At 57.5% G+C, this 17,880-nt stretch carries 18 protein-coding genes; 13 read left to right on the plus strand and 5 right to left on the minus strand.

Annotated elements, in window-relative coordinates; all coding sequences use genetic code 11:
- Positions 1–4 precede the first annotated feature (4 nt).
- On the plus strand, positions 5–583 hold the full coding sequence (locus H7C18_RS11410) for a TMEM175 family protein (RefSeq protein ID WP_185129259.1): 579 nt from the start codon (positions 5–7) through the stop codon (positions 581–583).
- A 430-nt stretch (positions 584–1,013) separates the two neighbouring features.
- Here H7C18_RS11410 and H7C18_RS11415 read toward each other — a convergent pair whose 3' ends face one another.
- Complete coding sequence (locus H7C18_RS11415; protein ID WP_185129260.1) at positions 1,014–2,531, minus strand: right-handed parallel beta-helix repeat-containing protein; 1,518 nt, start codon at positions 2,529–2,531, stop codon at positions 1,014–1,016.
- 355 nt (positions 2,532–2,886) lie between these two features.
- On the opposite strand from H7C18_RS11415, the gene H7C18_RS11420 reads away from it, so the two are divergent.
- The gene (locus H7C18_RS11420; protein WP_238357651.1) at positions 2,887–4,848 is read left to right on the plus strand and encodes a sensor histidine kinase; all 1,962 of its coding nucleotides are present in this window, start codon (positions 2,887–2,889) and stop codon (positions 4,846–4,848) included.
- A 4-nt stretch (positions 4,849–4,852) separates the two neighbouring features.
- On the opposite strand, the gene H7C18_RS11425 is transcribed toward H7C18_RS11420, so the two are convergent.
- Positions 4,853–5,503: a response regulator transcription factor gene (locus H7C18_RS11425; protein WP_185129184.1), complete on the minus strand. Its 651-nt coding sequence runs from the start codon at positions 5,501–5,503 to the stop codon at positions 4,853–4,855.
- Positions 5,504–5,712: 209 nt separating this feature from the next.
- Here H7C18_RS11425 and H7C18_RS11430 point away from each other — a divergent pair, with 209 nt between their 5' ends.
- Positions 5,713–6,837: an acyltransferase family protein gene (locus tag H7C18_RS11430; protein ID WP_185129185.1), complete on the plus strand. Its 1,125-nt coding sequence runs from the start codon at positions 5,713–5,715 to the stop codon at positions 6,835–6,837.
- A 51-nt stretch (positions 6,838–6,888) separates the two neighbouring features.
- Here H7C18_RS11430 and H7C18_RS11435 read toward each other — a convergent pair whose 3' ends face one another.
- Positions 6,889–7,836 (minus strand): aldo/keto reductase, encoded by a 948-nt coding sequence (locus H7C18_RS11435; RefSeq protein ID WP_185129261.1) that lies wholly within the window; start codon positions 7,834–7,836, stop codon positions 6,889–6,891.
- Positions 7,837–7,940: 104 nt separating this feature from the next.
- Positions 7,941–8,765, minus strand: coding sequence for a helix-turn-helix transcriptional regulator (locus tag H7C18_RS11440; RefSeq protein ID WP_185129186.1), 825 nt, complete (start codon positions 8,763–8,765; stop codon positions 7,941–7,943).
- A gap of 115 nt (positions 8,766–8,880) precedes the next feature.
- Between H7C18_RS11440 and H7C18_RS11445 the strand changes: the two genes are divergently transcribed.
- The 10 genes from H7C18_RS11445 to H7C18_RS11490 all read left to right on the plus strand — a co-directional run bounded on the left by H7C18_RS11445 (position 8,881) and on the right by H7C18_RS11490 (position 16,828).
- The gene (locus tag H7C18_RS11445) at positions 8,881–9,459 is read left to right on the plus strand and encodes a TetR/AcrR family transcriptional regulator (RefSeq protein WP_185129187.1); all 579 of its coding nucleotides are present in this window, start codon (positions 8,881–8,883) and stop codon (positions 9,457–9,459) included.
- 65 nt (positions 9,460–9,524) lie between these two features.
- Complete coding sequence (locus H7C18_RS11450) at positions 9,525–10,334, plus strand: SDR family NAD(P)-dependent oxidoreductase (RefSeq protein WP_185129188.1); 810 nt, start codon at positions 9,525–9,527, stop codon at positions 10,332–10,334.
- A gap of 53 nt (positions 10,335–10,387) precedes the next feature.
- Positions 10,388–11,164: an SDR family NAD(P)-dependent oxidoreductase gene (locus H7C18_RS11455; RefSeq protein ID WP_185129189.1), complete on the plus strand. Its 777-nt coding sequence runs from the start codon at positions 10,388–10,390 to the stop codon at positions 11,162–11,164.
- A 357-nt stretch (positions 11,165–11,521) separates the two neighbouring features.
- The gene (locus H7C18_RS11460) at positions 11,522–12,718 is read left to right on the plus strand and encodes a ParM/StbA family protein (RefSeq protein ID WP_185129190.1); all 1,197 of its coding nucleotides are present in this window, start codon (positions 11,522–11,524) and stop codon (positions 12,716–12,718) included.
- Between the two features lie 40 nt (positions 12,719–12,758).
- Positions 12,759–13,070, plus strand: a complete 312-nt coding sequence (locus H7C18_RS11465; protein ID WP_185129191.1) for a hypothetical protein — start codon at positions 12,759–12,761, stop codon at positions 13,068–13,070.
- A gap of 279 nt (positions 13,071–13,349) precedes the next feature.
- A complete protein-coding gene (locus H7C18_RS11470; protein WP_185129262.1) occupies positions 13,350–13,931 on the plus strand; it encodes a TetR/AcrR family transcriptional regulator in 582 nt (193 codons plus the stop codon).
- 43 nt (positions 13,932–13,974) lie between these two features.
- Positions 13,975–14,868 carry a transporter substrate-binding domain-containing protein gene (locus H7C18_RS11475; RefSeq protein ID WP_238357637.1) on the plus strand — a complete coding sequence of 298 codons (894 nt, stop codon included), beginning with the start codon at positions 13,975–13,977 and terminating at the stop codon, positions 14,866–14,868.
- Between the two features lie 78 nt (positions 14,869–14,946).
- Positions 14,947–15,591 carry an amino acid ABC transporter permease gene (locus tag H7C18_RS11480; RefSeq protein WP_185129192.1) on the plus strand — a complete coding sequence of 215 codons (645 nt, stop codon included), beginning with the start codon at positions 14,947–14,949 and terminating at the stop codon, positions 15,589–15,591.
- Between the two features lie 22 nt (positions 15,592–15,613).
- Positions 15,614–16,360: an amino acid ABC transporter ATP-binding protein gene (locus H7C18_RS11485; protein WP_185129264.1), complete on the plus strand. Its 747-nt coding sequence runs from the start codon at positions 15,614–15,616 to the stop codon at positions 16,358–16,360.
- 45 nt (positions 16,361–16,405) lie between these two features.
- Complete coding sequence (locus tag H7C18_RS11490; protein WP_185129193.1) at positions 16,406–16,828, plus strand: OsmC family protein; 423 nt, start codon at positions 16,406–16,408, stop codon at positions 16,826–16,828.
- A 163-nt stretch (positions 16,829–16,991) separates the two neighbouring features.
- On the opposite strand, the gene H7C18_RS11495 is transcribed toward H7C18_RS11490, so the two are convergent.
- On the minus strand, positions 16,992–17,819 hold the full coding sequence (locus tag H7C18_RS11495) for a helix-turn-helix transcriptional regulator (RefSeq protein ID WP_185129194.1): 828 nt from the start codon (positions 17,817–17,819) through the stop codon (positions 16,992–16,994).
- Positions 17,820–17,880 lie beyond the last annotated feature (61 nt).

Here is a 17,880-nt window from a genome sequence, read left to right on the forward strand (position 1 = left end):
CGCTCTGAAAGCAAATCGGATGGAAGCGTTCAGCGACGGCGTATTGGCCATTATCATTACGATTATGGTGCTGGAGTTCAAAGTGCCGGAGGGCCATGACTGGAAAGACCTCATCGGACTCGGCCCCAAGATCGTCAGCTACATCTTCAGCTTCGCGTACGTCGGCATCTACTGGAACAACCATCATCACCTGGTCCATATGGTTCGAACGATGAGCGGGCGGTTGATGTGGCTCAACCTGCTGCTCCTGTTCTGGCTGTCTCTCATCCCGTTCACGACGGCTTGGATGGGGGAAAGCCACTTCGAGGCCGCTCCGACGGCGCTGTACGCTCTCATTCTGCTCCTGGCGTCGATCGCGTACTGGCTGTTTCAGCGCGCGATCATGAAGCAGCATGCCGGCGACTCCGCCTTCGTCATGGCGATGGGGAAGGATTGGAAGGGGAAATTATCCCCTTTGCTCTACTTGGTCGCGGGTTTGACCGCCTATATCAGTCCTTGGATATCCGGCTTCTTCTTCGTCCTCGTAACCGTCGTCTGGTTCGTGCCTGACAAGCGGATCGAGCGCGTCTTGAAAGACCATTAGCCTTTTAAAATTTCGGCTCGATTCCTTTCGTCATCTCGACGCTGGCCGGTAAGGGACATCGCTTCATTTGTGAGTATAGTCGTTCACGCGACGATCTCTCGGTCGAAAACTCCCGAAAGAACGGCCGCAAACCGGAAAATCTCCCTACAATCTGGCCTCCAACGAAGATTTGTGCGATTGGAAGGGAAATTCCCCCTATATTTTCGTTCATCGAGGATAATGGACGCATTTTGATCGAAATAAGAGGAGCTTTTCCGGTTCAGGGGACCCAAATGGTCATTCCGTGAGCGATAAAGGGAGAATTTCCTGTTCAAGTCGCAAAAACCGGAAATCACAACGCCATTCCAGTACGAGGATTATCCGGGCAACAATGGAAAAGACGCCAGTCGGACTACTGGCGTCTTTCTTCGTAATACGATTCTTTGCTCGCTTAGGCGCGCTCGTCCGCTCCAATGTCGACAGAGGAACCGATGACGCGAGCGTCTCCGTCGATGTCCGTCGAGCCGATGACCGCCGTATCCGTATATCCGGCGTCGACCGCAGGGGACGAGGAGGCCAGATGAAAGTCGGAGGAAGCGGCGTCTACGAACTGCGGGGCGGCGAACAGGGAATGCGCGTCATTGCCGGTACCGCTCTTGTAGGCCGAGAAGCTGCCGTAGGAAATATTTTTCCAGACCCACGCCGATCCCGACGCTCCTCCCGGCCCATAATAGAGATTGTAATCGACGATATTGCCGGTATTCTTCTTGAAGCTGTTCTGGATCAGAATGTTCGACGAGCTGGCAACCATAATGTTATTCTCGATCGTATTGTTCTGGGTGTCGTACTGCAAGAGCAGTTGCCCGCCTTCGTAACCGACCGTGTCGTTCTTGTAAAGGGTGTTGTTGACGATGATGCAGCCGATCGTCGAGCCTCTGTCCGAGTCGTAGCCGCCGATGGCGATGCCGGTGTAACGATTTTTGTAGACGAGATTGTTGCGGGCCGTAACGTTGCTCGTCGCCTTGCCGGTATGCTCGCTGGCCAACTCGATTCCGATATCGTTGCTATAGCTGGTATTGTTCTCGATCACGATATCTTTGCCGCCGTCTACATAAATGCCGTCCGCCGAATAGTCATCGTTGGGCACCGGCTTGCCGTATGCGGGGTTGTTGACGGCCGTGATGTTGTATACCGTGTTGCCGCGAATGACGCCGTTTCTCGCTTGGTCATTGCTGGGAGCGGTGCCCTCGAACCCGATCGCGACAATGCCGATGTTGTCGTTGTCGTGAACGAGATTGTTCGTCATTTGAAAATCGGTCACGTTGCCGTTGACGACCAGCGACTCGCTGGAGCCCAGAACCAGATTCGTCAGCGTATTGCCATCGATCGTTACGTCGCTGATCGCCGTCGCTTCCGTGCCGTACACCGCGATTCCGTGCGCGTCGCGTCCCGACAGATCCGAACGGACCGCCGCGGTGCTCTTGATATCGTGAACGTAATTGTTCAGAAGATCGATATGATTGCCGGATCCGTTGACATAGATGCCCATCGGCACGACATCCCGCACCGAGCTCGTGAAGTTGCGGATCTCGAAGCCCTGGATTCTCACATAGCTGGCGCTATCGATCTCGACCAGACCTTCGCTTTCATTCACCGTTAAACCGGTCCCGTCGAGAATCGCCGTTTGGTCCGGATAGTTCTGGAACGTAATGAATCCGCCGGCGGAAGTTCCCGACTTTGAGATTTTCAACTTCTGGTTATACGTCCCTCCCATAACGTAGACCGTATCGCCGGGGACCGCGGCGTCGGCCGCGTGCTGCAGCGTTTGCCAGGCGGAATCGGGGCTGGTGCCCGGGTTGCTGTCGCTGCCGGTCGTCGACACGTAATAAGCGGTCGCCGCATGAGCGGTCGATCTCGCTCCGATCGGCAGGAGCAGAGTCGTTGCCGCCAAGAGCGCGGTGGCCAGCATTGCTCCGCGTCGGGCGAATCTTTCAGTATTAGCGTACGTCAAATTCATCCTCTCCCTTAATAAAATGGTTGAAAATTTGGCGCAAATTTTCACATGAATTTTATACCAAATTCAAGTTTGTTGTCAATTTCACCCAAAGTTTGTCGCGATTTGTCTAGCTCTAGCGTAAGGCGGAGCCCGTACGATCCGAATATTTTCCGAGACGAGATTTAAATCCGCCTGTAGAAACAAGAATCTTTCTTCCCCATGCAGCCGTGCGGCCTCGGCCGCTTGCCTCCTAATGATTGATTTTGCTCCATGGCTGAATGGCTACGAAGTATAATGGAATCGATAGGAGGCGGATGAATACTTGACCATGCTGAGATTCCTGGCGAAAGTAACGGGCGCCGCGTTCCTCCTCCTCGGGATCAACGGGTCGATCAACTTTTCGCTGATGAAGCCGCCGACGGGCGGCACGGACGTTATGGACCAGGTGCGCGCCCACTTGGACGATGCCGTCTTTGTCGTGCTGTTTATTTTCATAGCGGTCGTCTTCTGGGCCATGTTCGCCGTTCTCCCTCAGGAACGCGGATACCTTTATCTTGGCGTAATCTCGCTTCTGACCTCGCTTCAGCTGTTCTGGGATTGGGACGGAAAATCGCTCTTGTTCGGACCGTTTCCGGACATTCCGAACGGGTCGCTGGTCATCAAAAGCGGAATCGTGTTCCTGCTCTTCTCTTTGGTCGCTTATCTGTTGGGTACCGCGAAGCGTCTCCTTACCCGCGCGTTCCTCCAGGCGGAAGCAGTCCTTTGGGCGGCGATTGCGGCGGCCTTGCTTCTGTCGGCCGGCGAAGCAGCGTTCAAGGTCCTGAGCTGGCTGTTTCTGGTGCTGGTGTTCTCGAATATGGCGCTCTGCATCGCGCAATTCCTTGCCTTGCTGCGCCGGAAGGAACAGCAAGCGGAGCTAAGACGGATCGGGGCCGGGTTCGTCCTGTTCGCGATCGTTCTGCTGCCCGATCCGTTGAAGGATTTGCTCGAAGCCATCGAAGGGCACCCTCTCGGCTACGAAAGGGCTTATTGGGAGCAATGCCTGGAGGATACGTTCGCGTGGGCGCTGCTCTCGCTGCTCTCGGTATTCGGAGCGGTGTTCTTCCATCGATTCGTCCAGACGCTTAGGGACAATAGGGCCGTAAACGAAGAGCTGCGGTCCAAGAACGCGGCTCTGGAGCAGGAGGTGGATACCCGGCAGCGGCTGGACTCCTTGCTGTCTGCGATGCTAAGGACGTATCGGGTGGCCGATTGGGAGAATTGCGTTATCCGGGAAGGACGGCGTTTTTTCCAGCCGCATGCGTTTGTTCTGGCGAAATACGACGAGACGGACGGTTCCGTCGAGCTGGAAGGAACAGACGGTTCGGTCCGGCTCGAAGAGGAGGTCGGGCAGGCGCTGCAATCCCGCCGGACTCGGCTGTCCGCCGGAGAGGCGATCATCGCGCCGTCGATGGTACTAGGGGCGGCGGGGGGCATGGGGGAGTCGCGGCTTTTCTTGGCGGTATGCTCCCGGGACGGCGGTCCGGTCTCCATGGAGGAGCGGGACCGATTCGCCCTGCTGTTGATGTCGAAGTACGTGTCGATTTTCTATGAGTATTTCGAATTGCTCGAGGGGCAATTGAAGGAAATGGAGCAAAGGCAGGCGGACCGGGCACCCTGGCTGTCCAAGCTGTTCCTGCAGATGGCGGAGAAGGAGCGGAAACGGCTGGCCTCCGACCTCCATGACGAAGTGCTGCAGGAGCTGCTTCATCTCCGCCGGCTGCTGGATCGGACGCCGTCCGGCCAATGGGTGCAGGAAGAGAAGGAGCAGATCCGGCTCGGGCTCGATAACGCGGAATTCATGATCCGGGAAACCTGCCGGGAGCTGATGCCGTCGTTCCTGTCCGATCAAGGCGCGCTTCATGCGATATCCAAGCTGGTGGAGAGAACGAGGCTGCGGGCCGACTTTCAGCTGGAATTCCGCTCCCTGCCGCTCGCCGTTTCTCCCAGCGACGAGCAGAATACCGTGATCTACCGGGTCGTGCAGGAACTGATCCACAATGCGGTGAAGCATTCGGAAGCCGACCGGGTGACCTTGGAGGTCGGGCAGGAGGAGGAGGCGCTGTTTATCCGGTATGCGGATGACGGCAAGGGGATGGACAGCGGCAGGGACTTCTCTTCCACCAACCGTTTCGGATTAAGAGGCATTGCGGAGCGGATTCAGATGATCGGAGGGGAGGTATCGATGCATTCCGAACCCGGCAAAGGGTTGAAAGTGTGGTGCTCGATGCCGATTCGATACTCCTCCTAGCCGGCTACGCGTCCACGCTCAGCCACTTCAGTTCGATCCCCTTTAAAACCGCCTCCTGGCGGGAAGACACGCTCAGCTTCTCGAACAAATGAGAGATCATATACTCGACATTGCGCTGGCTCATGAACAGCCGGTCCGCAATGTCTTTATTTTTGTGCCCCTGCGCGATCAGCTTCAAGACGGCCACTTCTTTCTCCGTTAACGTCCGGTTCGCGGTTCCCGTGTCAGGACTCGGGGCCGGAAACCGGCCGATCTTGGTTCGCAGCTGCTTGGCGAGAGGGAGGGGAAGTACCGTCAACTGCTGCATGGCCAAGTGAAGACTGGCGATAAACTCCGGCTCGCCGAGCGACTTCTCCAGGATGCCGGTCGCCCCGGACTCGATCAGCCGGTCGTAATGATCCGCGATGTCCTCGCCGGTCAGGATGACGATCGTTGCCTCCGGGCAGCGCCGCAGCGTCGTCTCCATCAACTCGAAGCCGTTCATCCCCGGCAGCTTCAAGTCGTATACGAACAGATCGAAAGAAGCTTCCGCCAACCGCTCCAACGCTTCCGCTCCGCTTGACGCGGCCGTCACGCGGAAGCCGTGCTTTTCCAGGATGAGGGCGGTTCCGGCCAGAAACGTGCGATGATCGTCCACCAATAAGATATGCTTCATCACGGCGACCTCCATCGGCTCTCCATTGCGATTGATTGTAGTATAGCATGGCGGTCGCATGGCGGCACCGCAGCTCTTGCGAGCGGGACCGCAATCGGCGCCGCTTCGGACCGAAATCCGATTTGCGCGATTCCCCTTCATGGTTTCGGTGAGCTTCCGGCGGTGCCGTGGTACCGTGGAAGCATGAACATGGGGAAGGGGATGCGATCATGGCAAAGCGATTGGTCTATCTGGATCGATTGAAAGTATTCTTGACGGTGCTGGTGGTGCTTCACCATACCGCGATCGCTTACGGAGGATCGGGGAGCTGGTATTATTACGAGCATCAAGACAATGTGGTCGTGAACACGCTGCTGACGATGTTTACGGCGGTCAATCAGTCGTTTTTTATGGGGTTGTTCTTCTTTATCTCCGGCTTCGTGACGCCTGCCTCCTACGATCGCCATGGGGCGGTCGGGTTCCTGAAGACGCGTCTGGTCCGGTTCGGAGTACCGCTGCTATTCTACATGCTGGCTATCGCTCCGCTTCTGCAATATGCCGGATCGGGATTCGATGGCTCGTTTGGCGCCTTCTTCCGGGACAAAATTCTTCCTCATCCGCTTCAAGGCGTGGCGGCATTCGAGGTGGGGCCGCTGTGGTATCTGGAGGCGCTGCTGCTGTTCCTTATCGGGTACGCCGGATTCCGGCTGCTGACGGCAGGCAAACCGCGCGGCAAGCCCCGCGCCTTGACGCCGCGCTTGATCGCCGGCTACGTGCTCATCGTCGCGGCTGCGAATTTCTTGGTTCGCTTGGCATACCCTGTCGGCGAAGATGTGCTCAATTTGCAGCTCGCTTATTTTCCGGCGTATATCTGCCTGTTCCTGGCGGGAATCGCGGCCTATCGCGGGCAGTGGTTGACAAAGCTTTCGGAGCAGACGGCGCGAAAATGGAAATGGGCGGTCGCGGGGCTGATCGTCTTGATGGCCGCCGGGATGGCGCTCGGAGGCGCAATGGAGGACAATATCGCGGTATTTATGGGGGGCTTGAGCTGGCAGTCGGCTTTCTATGCCACGATTGATCCGTTAATGGGACTGGGCATCTCCTACGTGCTGCTGGTAGGGTTCCGCGAGCGCTGGAACGGCGCGGCGACGAAGTCCGCGGGGTGGCTGTCCGCCCATGCCTTTCTGGTCTACATCCTCCATGCGATGTTTGTTACCTACGTAGCCTTCATGCTCCGCCGCCTGGACTGGAATCCGATGGCGAAGTTCGTGCTGGCCGGCTGCTTCGCCGTCATTCTTTCATACCTGGCAGCCACGCTCATCCGGCGCATTCCCGGCGTGAAGAAGGTGGTTTGATGCGCGGAAAAAACCCTTCTGCGCAGACGGCAGAAGGGTCGGATGTCAAGATTAGCTCTGGCGGAAGCGGCTGCCGGAGGCGACCCCCTTCGGAGAGATTCGTTCTATTTCCGCCAGCTCGTCGGCCGTTAACGTGACTTGCAGCGCGCCGAGGTTTTCCTGCACCCGGTCCAATCGCTTCGTACCGGGGATCGGTACGATTTGCTCCCCTCGCGCCAGGAGCCAGGCCAGGCTCAGCTGGGCGGGGGTGCAGCCTTTGTGCGCGGCAAGCTTCTCGACCAGCGAGGCGACCTCCGCATTCTTGACGAAGTTCTCGCCTTGGAACCTCGGATAATGGTGCCGATAGTCATCTATCGGCAAATCCTCGATTTTCTTGATCTGACCGGTGAGAAAGCCGCGGCCGAGCGGGCTGTAAGGCACGAAGCCGATCTGCAGCTCCTTCAGGACCGGGAGGACTTCATCCTCCACTTCCCGGCTCCAAAGCGAATACTCGGTCTCGACCGCGGCAATCGGATGCACCGCATGGGCTCGCCGGATGAGGTCGGCGGGCGCCTCCGACAATCCGATGTATCGGATCTTGCCTTGCTGAACGAGGTCGGCCATCGTTCCGATCGTTTCTTCGATGGGGGTGTTGGGATCGGGCCGGTGTTGGTAATACAGATCGATGTAGTCGAGACCGAGGCTGTAGAGGCTGGCGTCGATCGATTTCTTGATATAGGCGGGATCGCCTTTCGGACCTTGACCGAAGGTAATTCCGAATTTGGTGGCGATAATGGCCTCGCTGCGCCGGCCTTTCAGGGCGCGTCCGACCAGCTTCTCATTTTCCCCGAACCGCCGGAACTCCGGATCGCCGTAAAAATCGGCCGTATCGAACATCGTCACGCCCAGATCCAACGCTCCGCGAATCGTACGTACCGATTCTTCGTCGTTCGGCATCGTCATCGTTCCGAGGCCGATGGCCGACACTTCGAGTTCTGTGCCTAGTTTTCTAGTCTGTATCATGCGGCTTCCCTCATTTCCTTCGTCAGGATCGTTCGAACATGAACCCATTCTAAACGAGCCGTCCCGAGGTCAGCCACACAACGTTTTTACCGGTAAAAAAATTACCCGTCAGCTTCCCGGCTCTCCGAAGCCGGCATATAGACGCAGATATGAAGATCCGGGCGGTCGGATAGGTTCGCCAGCGGCCGGATATCATAAACGACGGGATCGGAGTCGGCGAAGGACCGCAAAAACACCCGGTTGCCTCTCTTGTGCTGAACGTCGTACGGCTTCCATAGTTGAACGAACGCCGGGCTGTTCCGGTTGAGATGCTCCACCGTTTCCTCATACCAGGGATCCTCCCGGTGTTTATCGTAGTAGGTCCGGAACACGGCAACCCCATAGCTCGCGAATTCGTCGAGATTCACGATCCGGCGGCGCATGTCCTCATTTTCGAATACCAATCGAATTAAGGATCGGCCTTCGGCCGGAACGGAAGCGAAGTCGGTTAACTTCTCGCAGGCGGCCTTGTTCCAAGCGAGGACCTCGGTCCTCTCGTTGGTGATATAAGAAGGATAAGCCACCTGATCGATGACCGTCTGAACCTGCGGATCCAGAGCGGCTTGAGCTGCCGGAGCGATAGCCGTATCGGATGCGTAAGGGTTCCATAGCTCCAGCAAATGGCCTTTCTCGTCCGGACTTAATCGAAGCGCCTTGGCGATGCTCTCGATTACTTCTCGGGACGCGGTCAATTCCCTTCCTTGTTCCAGCCATGTATAGTAAGTAACGCTTACGCCCGCCAGAACGGCGACTTCCTCGCGCCGTAGGCCGGGCGTTTTCCGCTGCCCGCTTACGAAGGCAAGGCCCGCATTCTCGGGCGTAAGACGTTCTCTGCGCGATTTGAGGAACGCTCCGATCGTCTTGGCTCTGCTGCTTGAAATCGTCATGAGTTGGTCACCACCTATTATCAGTATACCGTATGGGAACGGGAACGATGGGCAAAAATAATTCTTTACCGATCATTCTCAATATGCTAAAGTGGCGATGAAGGGGGGGATGGGATTGGCAAGAGGGAAGGAATTCGACGAGGACGCCGTACTTCTGAAGGCGATGCATCTGTTCTGGGAGCAGGGCTACGAGAAGACTTCCGTCAACGATCTGGTCGAAGGCATGGGGATCCATCGCAGAAGCCTGTACGACACGTTCGGGGACAAACACGAATTGTTTCTGAAGGCCATCGAACGGTACGGCACGCTGATTAACGGACGCTTCCGGGCCGCTATCGCCCGGGCCGAAAGCAGCCGAAAAGCGCTCCAATTTCTCTTCGATCTCATGATTGACGGTTATGAAGGCAAGCCTCCGGGCTGCCTGCTGGTCAACACGGCGACCGAACTGGCGCCGCGGGACGCAGAAGTGGATGCGAGGACCGGGGAAGGCTTCGACACGATGGAACGGCTTCTGGCCGATCTGATCCGAACCGGTCAGCAGAAGAGGGAGTTCCCCCAGGACCGCAAGGCCGAAGAGCTGGCGGAGCAGATCCATGCCGTCATGCTGGGGATCCGGGTGCTCGCCAGAACTTCCGCCGACAGAACGAAGATGCATCGAATCGCCGATGCCGCATTGGCTAATCTTCATGCGTAAGCGGGCATCGGCTTTTTCGAACGAATAGTAGAACGATCGTTCTCAAAAAAGGAGGAGACCCGTTTATGAGCAAGGTTTGGCTGATCACCGGTACTTCCAAAGGCTTCGGCCGCCATATGGCCGAACAGCTTCTGCAAGCGGGAGAGAGGGTCGTGGCCACGGCCCGCAGTCTGGAGGACATTCAGGATTTTAAACGGCTGGCTCCCGACCGCGTCCATCTCGCGGCGATGGATGTCACCAAGAAAGAGCAGATTCATGCCGCCGTGCAGGAGGCCGTAGACGTCTTCGGCAGAATCGACGTGGTCGTCAACAACGCGGGCTACGGATTGTTCGGGATGCTGGAGGAGTATGCGGACGAGCAAATCCGCAAACAGTTCGACGTCAACGTCTTCGGCGTTCTGGACGTGATTCGGGCGACGCTCCCTGTCTTCAAACGCCAGGGATCGGGGCATTATGTCACCCTGTCGTCCTTCTTCGGAGTCTGGTCCATGCCGCCTTACAGCTTGTATGCGGCCTCGAAGTTCGCGGTAGAGGGCTTCTCCGAAGCGTTCGCGGCGGAATTCGCCGGCTTCGGAATCAAGACGACGATCGTGGAGCCTTCCGTCTTCGCAACGGACTTTCTGGGGGCGTCTCTGGATCAAACCGAGCGGAAACCGGAGTATCTTCTGCTTTATGAGGCTTATGAGAAAGGCCTGTCCGGCTTGAGTATCGGCGATCCGGCCAAGGCGGCCCGGGCCATTCTGTCCGTCGTGAACGAAGACCATCCGCCTTTGCGCTTCGCGGTCGGCTCGCAGGCGGTTTATACGATACGCGATGCGTATAACAAGAGGCTCGAGGAGCTGAGTGCCTGGGAGACGCGTTCGGCCGAAGCTTGACGGATAAAGAGAAGCAAGGACGGAAACTAAAGCAAATTAAAGGAGGATCACTCATGGGAAAATTAAACGGAAAAGTGGCCTTGATCACCGGAGGCAACAGCGGGATCGGCTTGGCGACGGCAAAATTGTTCGTGGCGGAAGGGGCTAAGGCGGTCATCACCGGCCGAAACGAAGTCACGCTGCAGGAAGCGGTGAAGGAGCTAGGCGCATCGAACGCCGTCGCCGTGCAAGCGGACGCCTCCGTTCCGACAAGCTCCGAACAAGCGGTAGCCGCCGCGATCGAACGGTTCGGCCGATTGGATATCGTATTCGCGAACGCAGGCATTTCCGGCTATACGCCGGCTGGAGGATCCGAGCTGTCCCTGTTCGAGGAGATTCTGAAGGTGAACGTCACCGGCGCCTTCTTCACGGTGCAGGCGGCGCTGCCTCATTTGAACGCAGGCGCCTCGATCATCTTCACCAGCTCGGTCTTGGCTGAAGCAGGCGGGCCGGGATATGCGGCTTATGCGGCCAGCAAAGGCGCCGTGAACAGTCTGGCGAGAGTGCTGGTGTCCGAATTGTCGCCCCGCGGCATTCGCGTCAACGTCGTATCCCCCGGCGCGACGCTCACTCCGATCTGGGGGCAATCGACGCCGGAAGGGGAGGCCAAGCTGGAGGCCGCCCTCTCCCGAGGGATTCCGTTGCAGCGGCTGGGCAAGCCGGAGGAGATCGCGGCCGCGGTGCTGTTTCTGGCATCCGACGACGCTTCCTTCGTTCAAGGAGCCAATCTCGGCGTCGACGGAGGAGCAGGCTCCTCGCCGATGGGCGCTCCTATCTATCGGAAGAATTAAAAACCCAGGAAACGACGAAAGGCGCCCGTATAGCCGGGCGCCTTGTCTCGTTACCGCAGAAGCGTCATGTGCCAGCTGTCCGAGCGGCCGAGCGACTGCGAGCTTCGCGAAGTTTGTTCGGCGTCAAGTCTCCGGCGCCGCCTCGGACGACGAACTTCCCGGGGGAGGGTTGCGGATAGGAGTCGACAAATTTCAGAGGTCCCAAATGCGGAAGGCGCTTCGATCGAGCGTCTTCCGTTCTATTTTTGATGAGAGAAAGATAATGAAAACGTGGGACTTCCGGATGATGTCCGCTAACACCCGGTGTGGCAAAGTAATACCAGGCATGCCAATCCTAATCTGTAGAGGAGAACTAAGATGAACTATCATTTTTTTGTCGGGAACGATAACGGCAATAGCGAGCATGATCTGGTGATCGACGGCAGATTGATTCAGCAGCCTAACGTGAATTGCCGGGTGGACGAGCTCCCATGGCGAGAGGAACAGGCCCCGGAGAGCTTCGTCGCCAACTTGCAGGACCAGCTTGTCGTCACGATCGATTCGCCGGCCGCCCGGCCGGGCATGTACTATGTCGGCAAGTTCGCGCTCGAGAGCGGCGAGATCATCGACAATCTTCAGATCGGCATAGATTCAAAGAGCGATATGGACCTTCCGATCGTGAACACGCTGGCTCAGATTGCCGCGGCGGCCGTTCAGAAGGCGTACGAGGAAGAGAAGGCGATCCCGTCGGAGATCGACCTCGAGGTCGATATGGCGACCGCCCTGCCCGTCACGCAGCATACGGACGAGACGTCGGCCCGCTTCGAGAAAAGGTTTACTTCCGGCACGCATCATGTGACGGTGCATCTGGGGCTGCGACGCGTGGCGGTTCGCATCGTGTTCCCGTTCGTGAAGGTCGTTCCCGAAGCGACGCCGGTTATTTTCACGCTGCAGAAGGATGCATCGGGGAGCTGGAGAGAAGGGGAGATCTTCGCCGATTTTGCCGAGACGTACAACATCGGGAAGAAGTTCAACGGCAGCTTTTTCAAGGACAAGCGGATCCTTCATGTCGACATCGGCGACGGCTCCACGGAATATCCGATTACGGAAGGCAATCGCTTCCTGCGGCAGTTCGTTCACGGCAGCCACCACGGAGCGGGCTATGCCATCGAAGAAGCGCTGCCGGAGTTCAACCGGCTGATCCATCTGCCGGATAGCCCGAGGCAGTTTTTCAGCGACGTGATCAAAAATCCGAACCACAAATACCATGCCCGCGCGCTCAAGACCCTTCGCCGGCCTCTGGAGAGCCAGGTCAAGCAGATCGTGCAGCATGCGAAGAAGCAGCTGACCAAAGCGCGCAACGAGATCGACCTCATCTGCGTATACGGGGGAGGAAGCATCCTCATGAGGTCCGTTCTGTACCCGTATTTGAAGGAAGCCTGCGACGAACGGGAGATCAAGCTGCTCTATATCCCGGCCGAATATGCCGTAGAGCTGAACGCGATGGGGCTGGACGCTTTCGTCCACGGCAAAATTTACGAGGCGCTCAAGAGTAAAGCGGAACAGCCTGCCTGATGCGCGGCGGTAACTTACGGAAGCTTGGCAGGTGTTTAGGATGAAGAAGAACAAGTCTCCGGGCGAGAACATCAGCCTGAAGACGAAGAAGTCGGAGGATCCGCTCATCATGGCATGGTTGAACTCGCAGACCAACTTGATGGATTCGATTCGTTATCTGGTGGAGAACGAGATCCGGCAGAACGGCGTTCGCAATTTGCAGACCTATATCCCGATGGAGAGGGCGGGATTGCAAGACGCCGCGCAGCAAACCGCCGTTGCCGCGGAAGCGGACGACGATCCGCTCGCTTCTTCCTCTTCCGAGCCTGAAGCGGAAGAGATCGATGACGAGGACATTGAAGCATGGAGCTAAAATGCGACATAATAGGGCCGAGTCATGCAAGGAAATACAAAATACTACAGTATCATACAAAGTATTACCGAGTAATACCGAGTCATACTTGATCGTGCGCGATCGCGGAGAGGCACCCCGGCGGGTGCCTTTTTTCGTATTGGCGGAAATCGCTTGACAAAATCATAGCAATCCAATAGGATTTAAAATAAAACTGACTGACTAGTCAATCGGGAGGGGGATAGCCAGGTGAGCGGAGAGAACGACTCCCAGATCGGCGGAGAGCGAAGAAGACACTTTATGGAGATCGCCCTTCGGCGGTTCGCGAAGGACGGCTACCACGCGACCAAGATTTCCGATATTGTCGCCGAAGCCGGCGTGGCCCAAGGGACGTTCTATTGGCATTTCAAAAGCAAGGAAGCGATCGCGCTGGAGATCGTGGAGGACGGCCGGCGCCAACTGCTGGACGTCATTGCGCAAGGCTACCGCCGGGAGGCGGGAACGGTGCAGGATATGGTGCAGGCGTCGGAAGCTCTGCTCGCCGGACTGTTTCGCTTCGCCGAATCGAACCGTTATTTGATGGAGCTGCTGCTCGGAGGAGGCGGCGGCATCGAACCGATCCGGCAAGCCATCGCCGAGACCCGGGCCGCGATGGAGAACGCCTTCCTTCAGAACATCCGGAGAGCGATCGAGCTCGGCATGCTGCCGGATACGATCGATGCCGAGTTCCGGGCAGCCCTCATCGTGAGCTTAATAGAAGGGGTCATTACGCGCTGGTTGTTCGGTCTAGGCGCGCCGGACAGCGGGATCGCCGCGAAGACGGCCGAGCAGCTGGCGTCCGAAACGGCCCGGTTCGAATTTTTCGGATTGCTCGGGATTTGACTGGACATTTTAAATATAAAGATCGCACAGGGAGAGAAAACCAATGCTGAAGAAATCAAGGAGCCCGTATATACTTGCTGTCTCCGTCGTCCTGCTTCTCGCGCTCGCGCTTGCCGGGTGCGGTTCAAATAACAATAACGCGCAAGAGCCCTCGGGCTCGGCTTCGTCTCCTGCGGGCGGTTCGGCAAGCACGGCTCCGGCGAGCGGCAGCGGCTCCGACCTTTTGAGCAAAGTCAAGGCCGCCGGCGTGATGAAGGTCGGACTGATGGGCACCTACGCCCCTTATAATTTCTTGAACGAGAACAAGGAAATGGACGGCTTCGACGTCGATATTGCCAAAGAGGCGGCCAAGCGCCTGGGGGTCAAGGCCGAATTCGCCGCCCAGGATTTCTCCGGACTGATTCCGAGCCTTCAGGCCGGCAAGATCGACGCGATTATCAGCCAGGTGACGATCACGGACGAACGCAAGCAGCAGATCGATTTTAGCCAGCCGTACATCACGAACGAAGTGAAGATCATCGTCCGGCAGAACAACGATTCCATTACGAAGCTTGAAGACTTCAAAGGCAAAAATATCGGCGTGGGCCTCGGGACGAACGACGAGTCGTATCTGCGCAACGACGTTCTGCCGAAGGTCGGCAAGTTCAACATCAAGACGTACGACGACGTCATCACTTCGCTGCAAGACTTGAACGCCGGGCGGATCGACGCGACGATCAACAACATGTACGCCCTGAAGCCGATCGTGGACAAGAACGGCTTCAAGATCAAAGCGGTCGGCGAGGCGATCAAGTCCGATCAGGCGGGGATCGCCGTTCGCAAGAACAACCCGGAATTCCTGGCGGCTCTCGACCAGGCGCTCACGGACATGAAGGCCGACGGAACTTACAATACCATCTTCAAGAAGTGGTTCGGCGAGGAGCCGGCCGCGCAATAAAACGAAGAGGGCAGAGGGCCATGGCGGATTCGCGTCATGGCCCTGATCCATCGGACCGAAAAGGAGATTCGACCGTTCATGAGCCTTGTGTGGGATAACGGGCTTTTCTTATTGAAGGGCGCCTATTATACGCTGCTGATTACCGTTATATCGATGATCTTCGGACTTCTTATCGGCATCGTGGTCGCGCTTGCCAGGCTGAAGGGGAACCTTCCGATCCGCTGGCTGGCGCGCGCCTACGTATCCGTCATTCGCGGCACGCCCGCCTACGTGCAAATTCTGATCGTCTATTTCGGACTCGTGGACTACGGGATCACGCTCGGCCCGATCACCGCTGCCTGCGTGGCGCTCAGCATCAATGTCGGCGCTTATTTGTCCGAGACGTTCCGGGGAGCGATTCTGGCGATTCCGAAGGGGCAGACCGAAGCGGCCTATGCGACAGGCATGACGTCTTGGCAGACGTTAAGGCGGATTGTCTTTCCGCAGGCCGCCCGGGTGGCGATCGCGCCGATGGGCAACACGTTTATCGGAATGCTTAAAGAGACGGCGCTTGTCTCCGTCATTACGGTAACCGAATTGGTGCGATCCGCTCAGCTGCTGATTGCCCAGTATTTCGTGAACATGCCCTTCTATCTCGGGATTGCGGCGATTTACTGGGTCATGAGCACCGGCTTCTCGGCGATTCTTCACGCGATCGAGAAGCGGCTGTCCAAAGCTTATTGAGATCGGGGCGTGAAGCGAAATGATGATCCGAACGACGGAGCTGTCGAAGTCCTTTCATGGCGTGGAGGTGCTGCGAAGCATCGATCTTGGGGTCGCGGCCAGGGAGATCGTCGTTCTGCTCGGGCCGAGCGGTTCGGGCAAAAGCACGCTGCTGCGCTGCCTGAACGGATTGGAGGAGTTGAGCGGGGGCTCGCTTGAGGTGAACGGCGTCCGCGTGGATGCGGATATGCCGTCACGAAGGAAGAGGTCGAGCTTCCGCGAGATTCGGCGCAACGCCGGCATGGTCTTTCAGCAGTTCAATCTGTATCCGCACAAGACGGCGCTAGGCAATGTCATCGAATCGCTGCTGACCGTCAAGAAGCTGGGGCGAGCGGAGGCCGAAGGGATCGGCGAGCGGCTGCTGGAGCGGGTCGGCCTGGCGGACAAGAAGGACCAGTATCCTTCCCGGCTGTCCGGCGGCCAGCAGCAGCGCGTCGCCATCGCCCGGGCGCTGGCGATGGAGCCGTCCGTGATGCTGTTTGACGAGCCGACGTCGGCGCTCGATCCGGAGCTGGTCGGCGAAGTGCTGGAGGTTATGCGGCAGTTGGCAAGGGAAGGGATGACGATGGTCGTCGTCACCCATGAGATGAAGTTCGCGCGACAGGTGGCGAACCGGATCGTGTTCATGGACGGCGGCGTGGTGGTCGAGGAGCGGGAGCCGGAAGATTTCTTCCGCGACCCTCGATCCGAGCGGGCGAGAAAGTTCCTGAATCAGTTGAGCGATCATTAAATTGTGAAATCCACTCATCTCACGAGAGAAAGCGGGTATGTAAAAATGAAAGTTACGACAACTTGGAACGGCAAACGATTGTTTACTTCGGTCGGAGCTTCCGGCTATTCGGTCGGCATGGATGCAACTCCGGCCTACGGAGGCGACGGCAAGGGAGCTACGCCGATGGAGCTGCTGCTGGCGGGCTTGGCCGGCTGCATCGGCATCGACGTGACGATGATTCTGGATCAATTCCTGGGCTCGATCGAACGGATCGAGATCGAGGCTGACGGCGCCCGGAAGGAAGAACCCCCGACCGGCTTCACCGCCATCGACCTGACCTTCAACGTGGACGGAGACATCCCGGACTACCGGGTGTGGAAAGCGATCGAGATGGGAAGCAAAAAGTATTGCGCGGTATCCGACTCGTTGAAGGCCGACATCCGCTACAAGCTCGTGCTCAACGGAGTCGATGTATCGAAGGCTTAATCGGCGAACCCGCGGCCATACGGCTCAGCGGGTTTTTTCTTTTCCCGGATGCCGGTCTGCAATAGGATCTGAAATTAGGGAGTGCAGGCTGTATTGTTCAAATCGGGATTTCCGAAGACCTCTTGATAATTGTCGATTTTGTAATCGATAATCTTTTGCGTCTTCAAGAGCCGCTCAAGACGCTTCGCAAACGCGCCGCCGTATCCGTGGAAGCCGTATAAATCATAATCTTCTGATCCGGATGGGTCGGAGGCTGCAAGGTCACATGCTCGAACTCCATCTCTCCGATCCGGGGGTCGTACCCCTGTTTGCGGCAATCGGCCGGGGCCTCCACGTAATGCAGCGGCCAAGTCTCGCGAAACAGCCGACTGCTCTGCATCAATTCGTCAACAAGCTCCTTGAACCTCGTATCCTTGGGGAAACGGGCGTAATCCGCGCGAAAGCGCGCAATCAAGATCTGCGCCTTGGCTTCCCAATTCTCCCCAATCCATTCCGGCTTGGCGTCGATCAGAAGATGTCTCATCCAATTGGGTTTCTGCTGCCCATCGTTTGAAAAGGAAGGCAATTGAAAAACGAGCTCCGCCGCCTTGTTCCATTGCAGCAAATCCCAGCACCTTCCCAGCGCGAAAGCCGGATTCGGTTCCAGAGCCTTGATCGTCCATTCCAGACCGGCGTTTAAGGCCGGCTCTTCTGCCTTTTCCTGTCGTTCCGGTCTGGCCAGAAGATAGAGATGGCGTCGTTCAACTTCCGTCAATCGCAGTGCTTCAGCTAGGCTCCGGAGCACATCGTCTGACGGATGGACGTCCTTATCTTGCTCCAGGTAGGAATACCAGGAGGTTCCGATATGAGCAAGCTGGGCCACTTCTTCCCTTCGAAGCCCCGGAGTCCGTCGTCGCCCGTAGGAGACCAGCCCTACCTCTTCCGGCGTCAGACGCTCCCGGCGCGAACGCAAAAATTCGCCCAGCGACATGCCGGAGGAAATCCTCTCCATCCCTAACTCCTCCTTATCCGATCACTCTCAATCTTATGATAAACGCAGGAAGGAAGCGGCT

Source organism: Cohnella zeiphila (genome assembly GCF_014212055.1).
GTDB classification, from domain to species: Bacteria; Bacillota; Bacilli; order Paenibacillales; family Paenibacillaceae; genus Cohnella; species Cohnella zeiphila.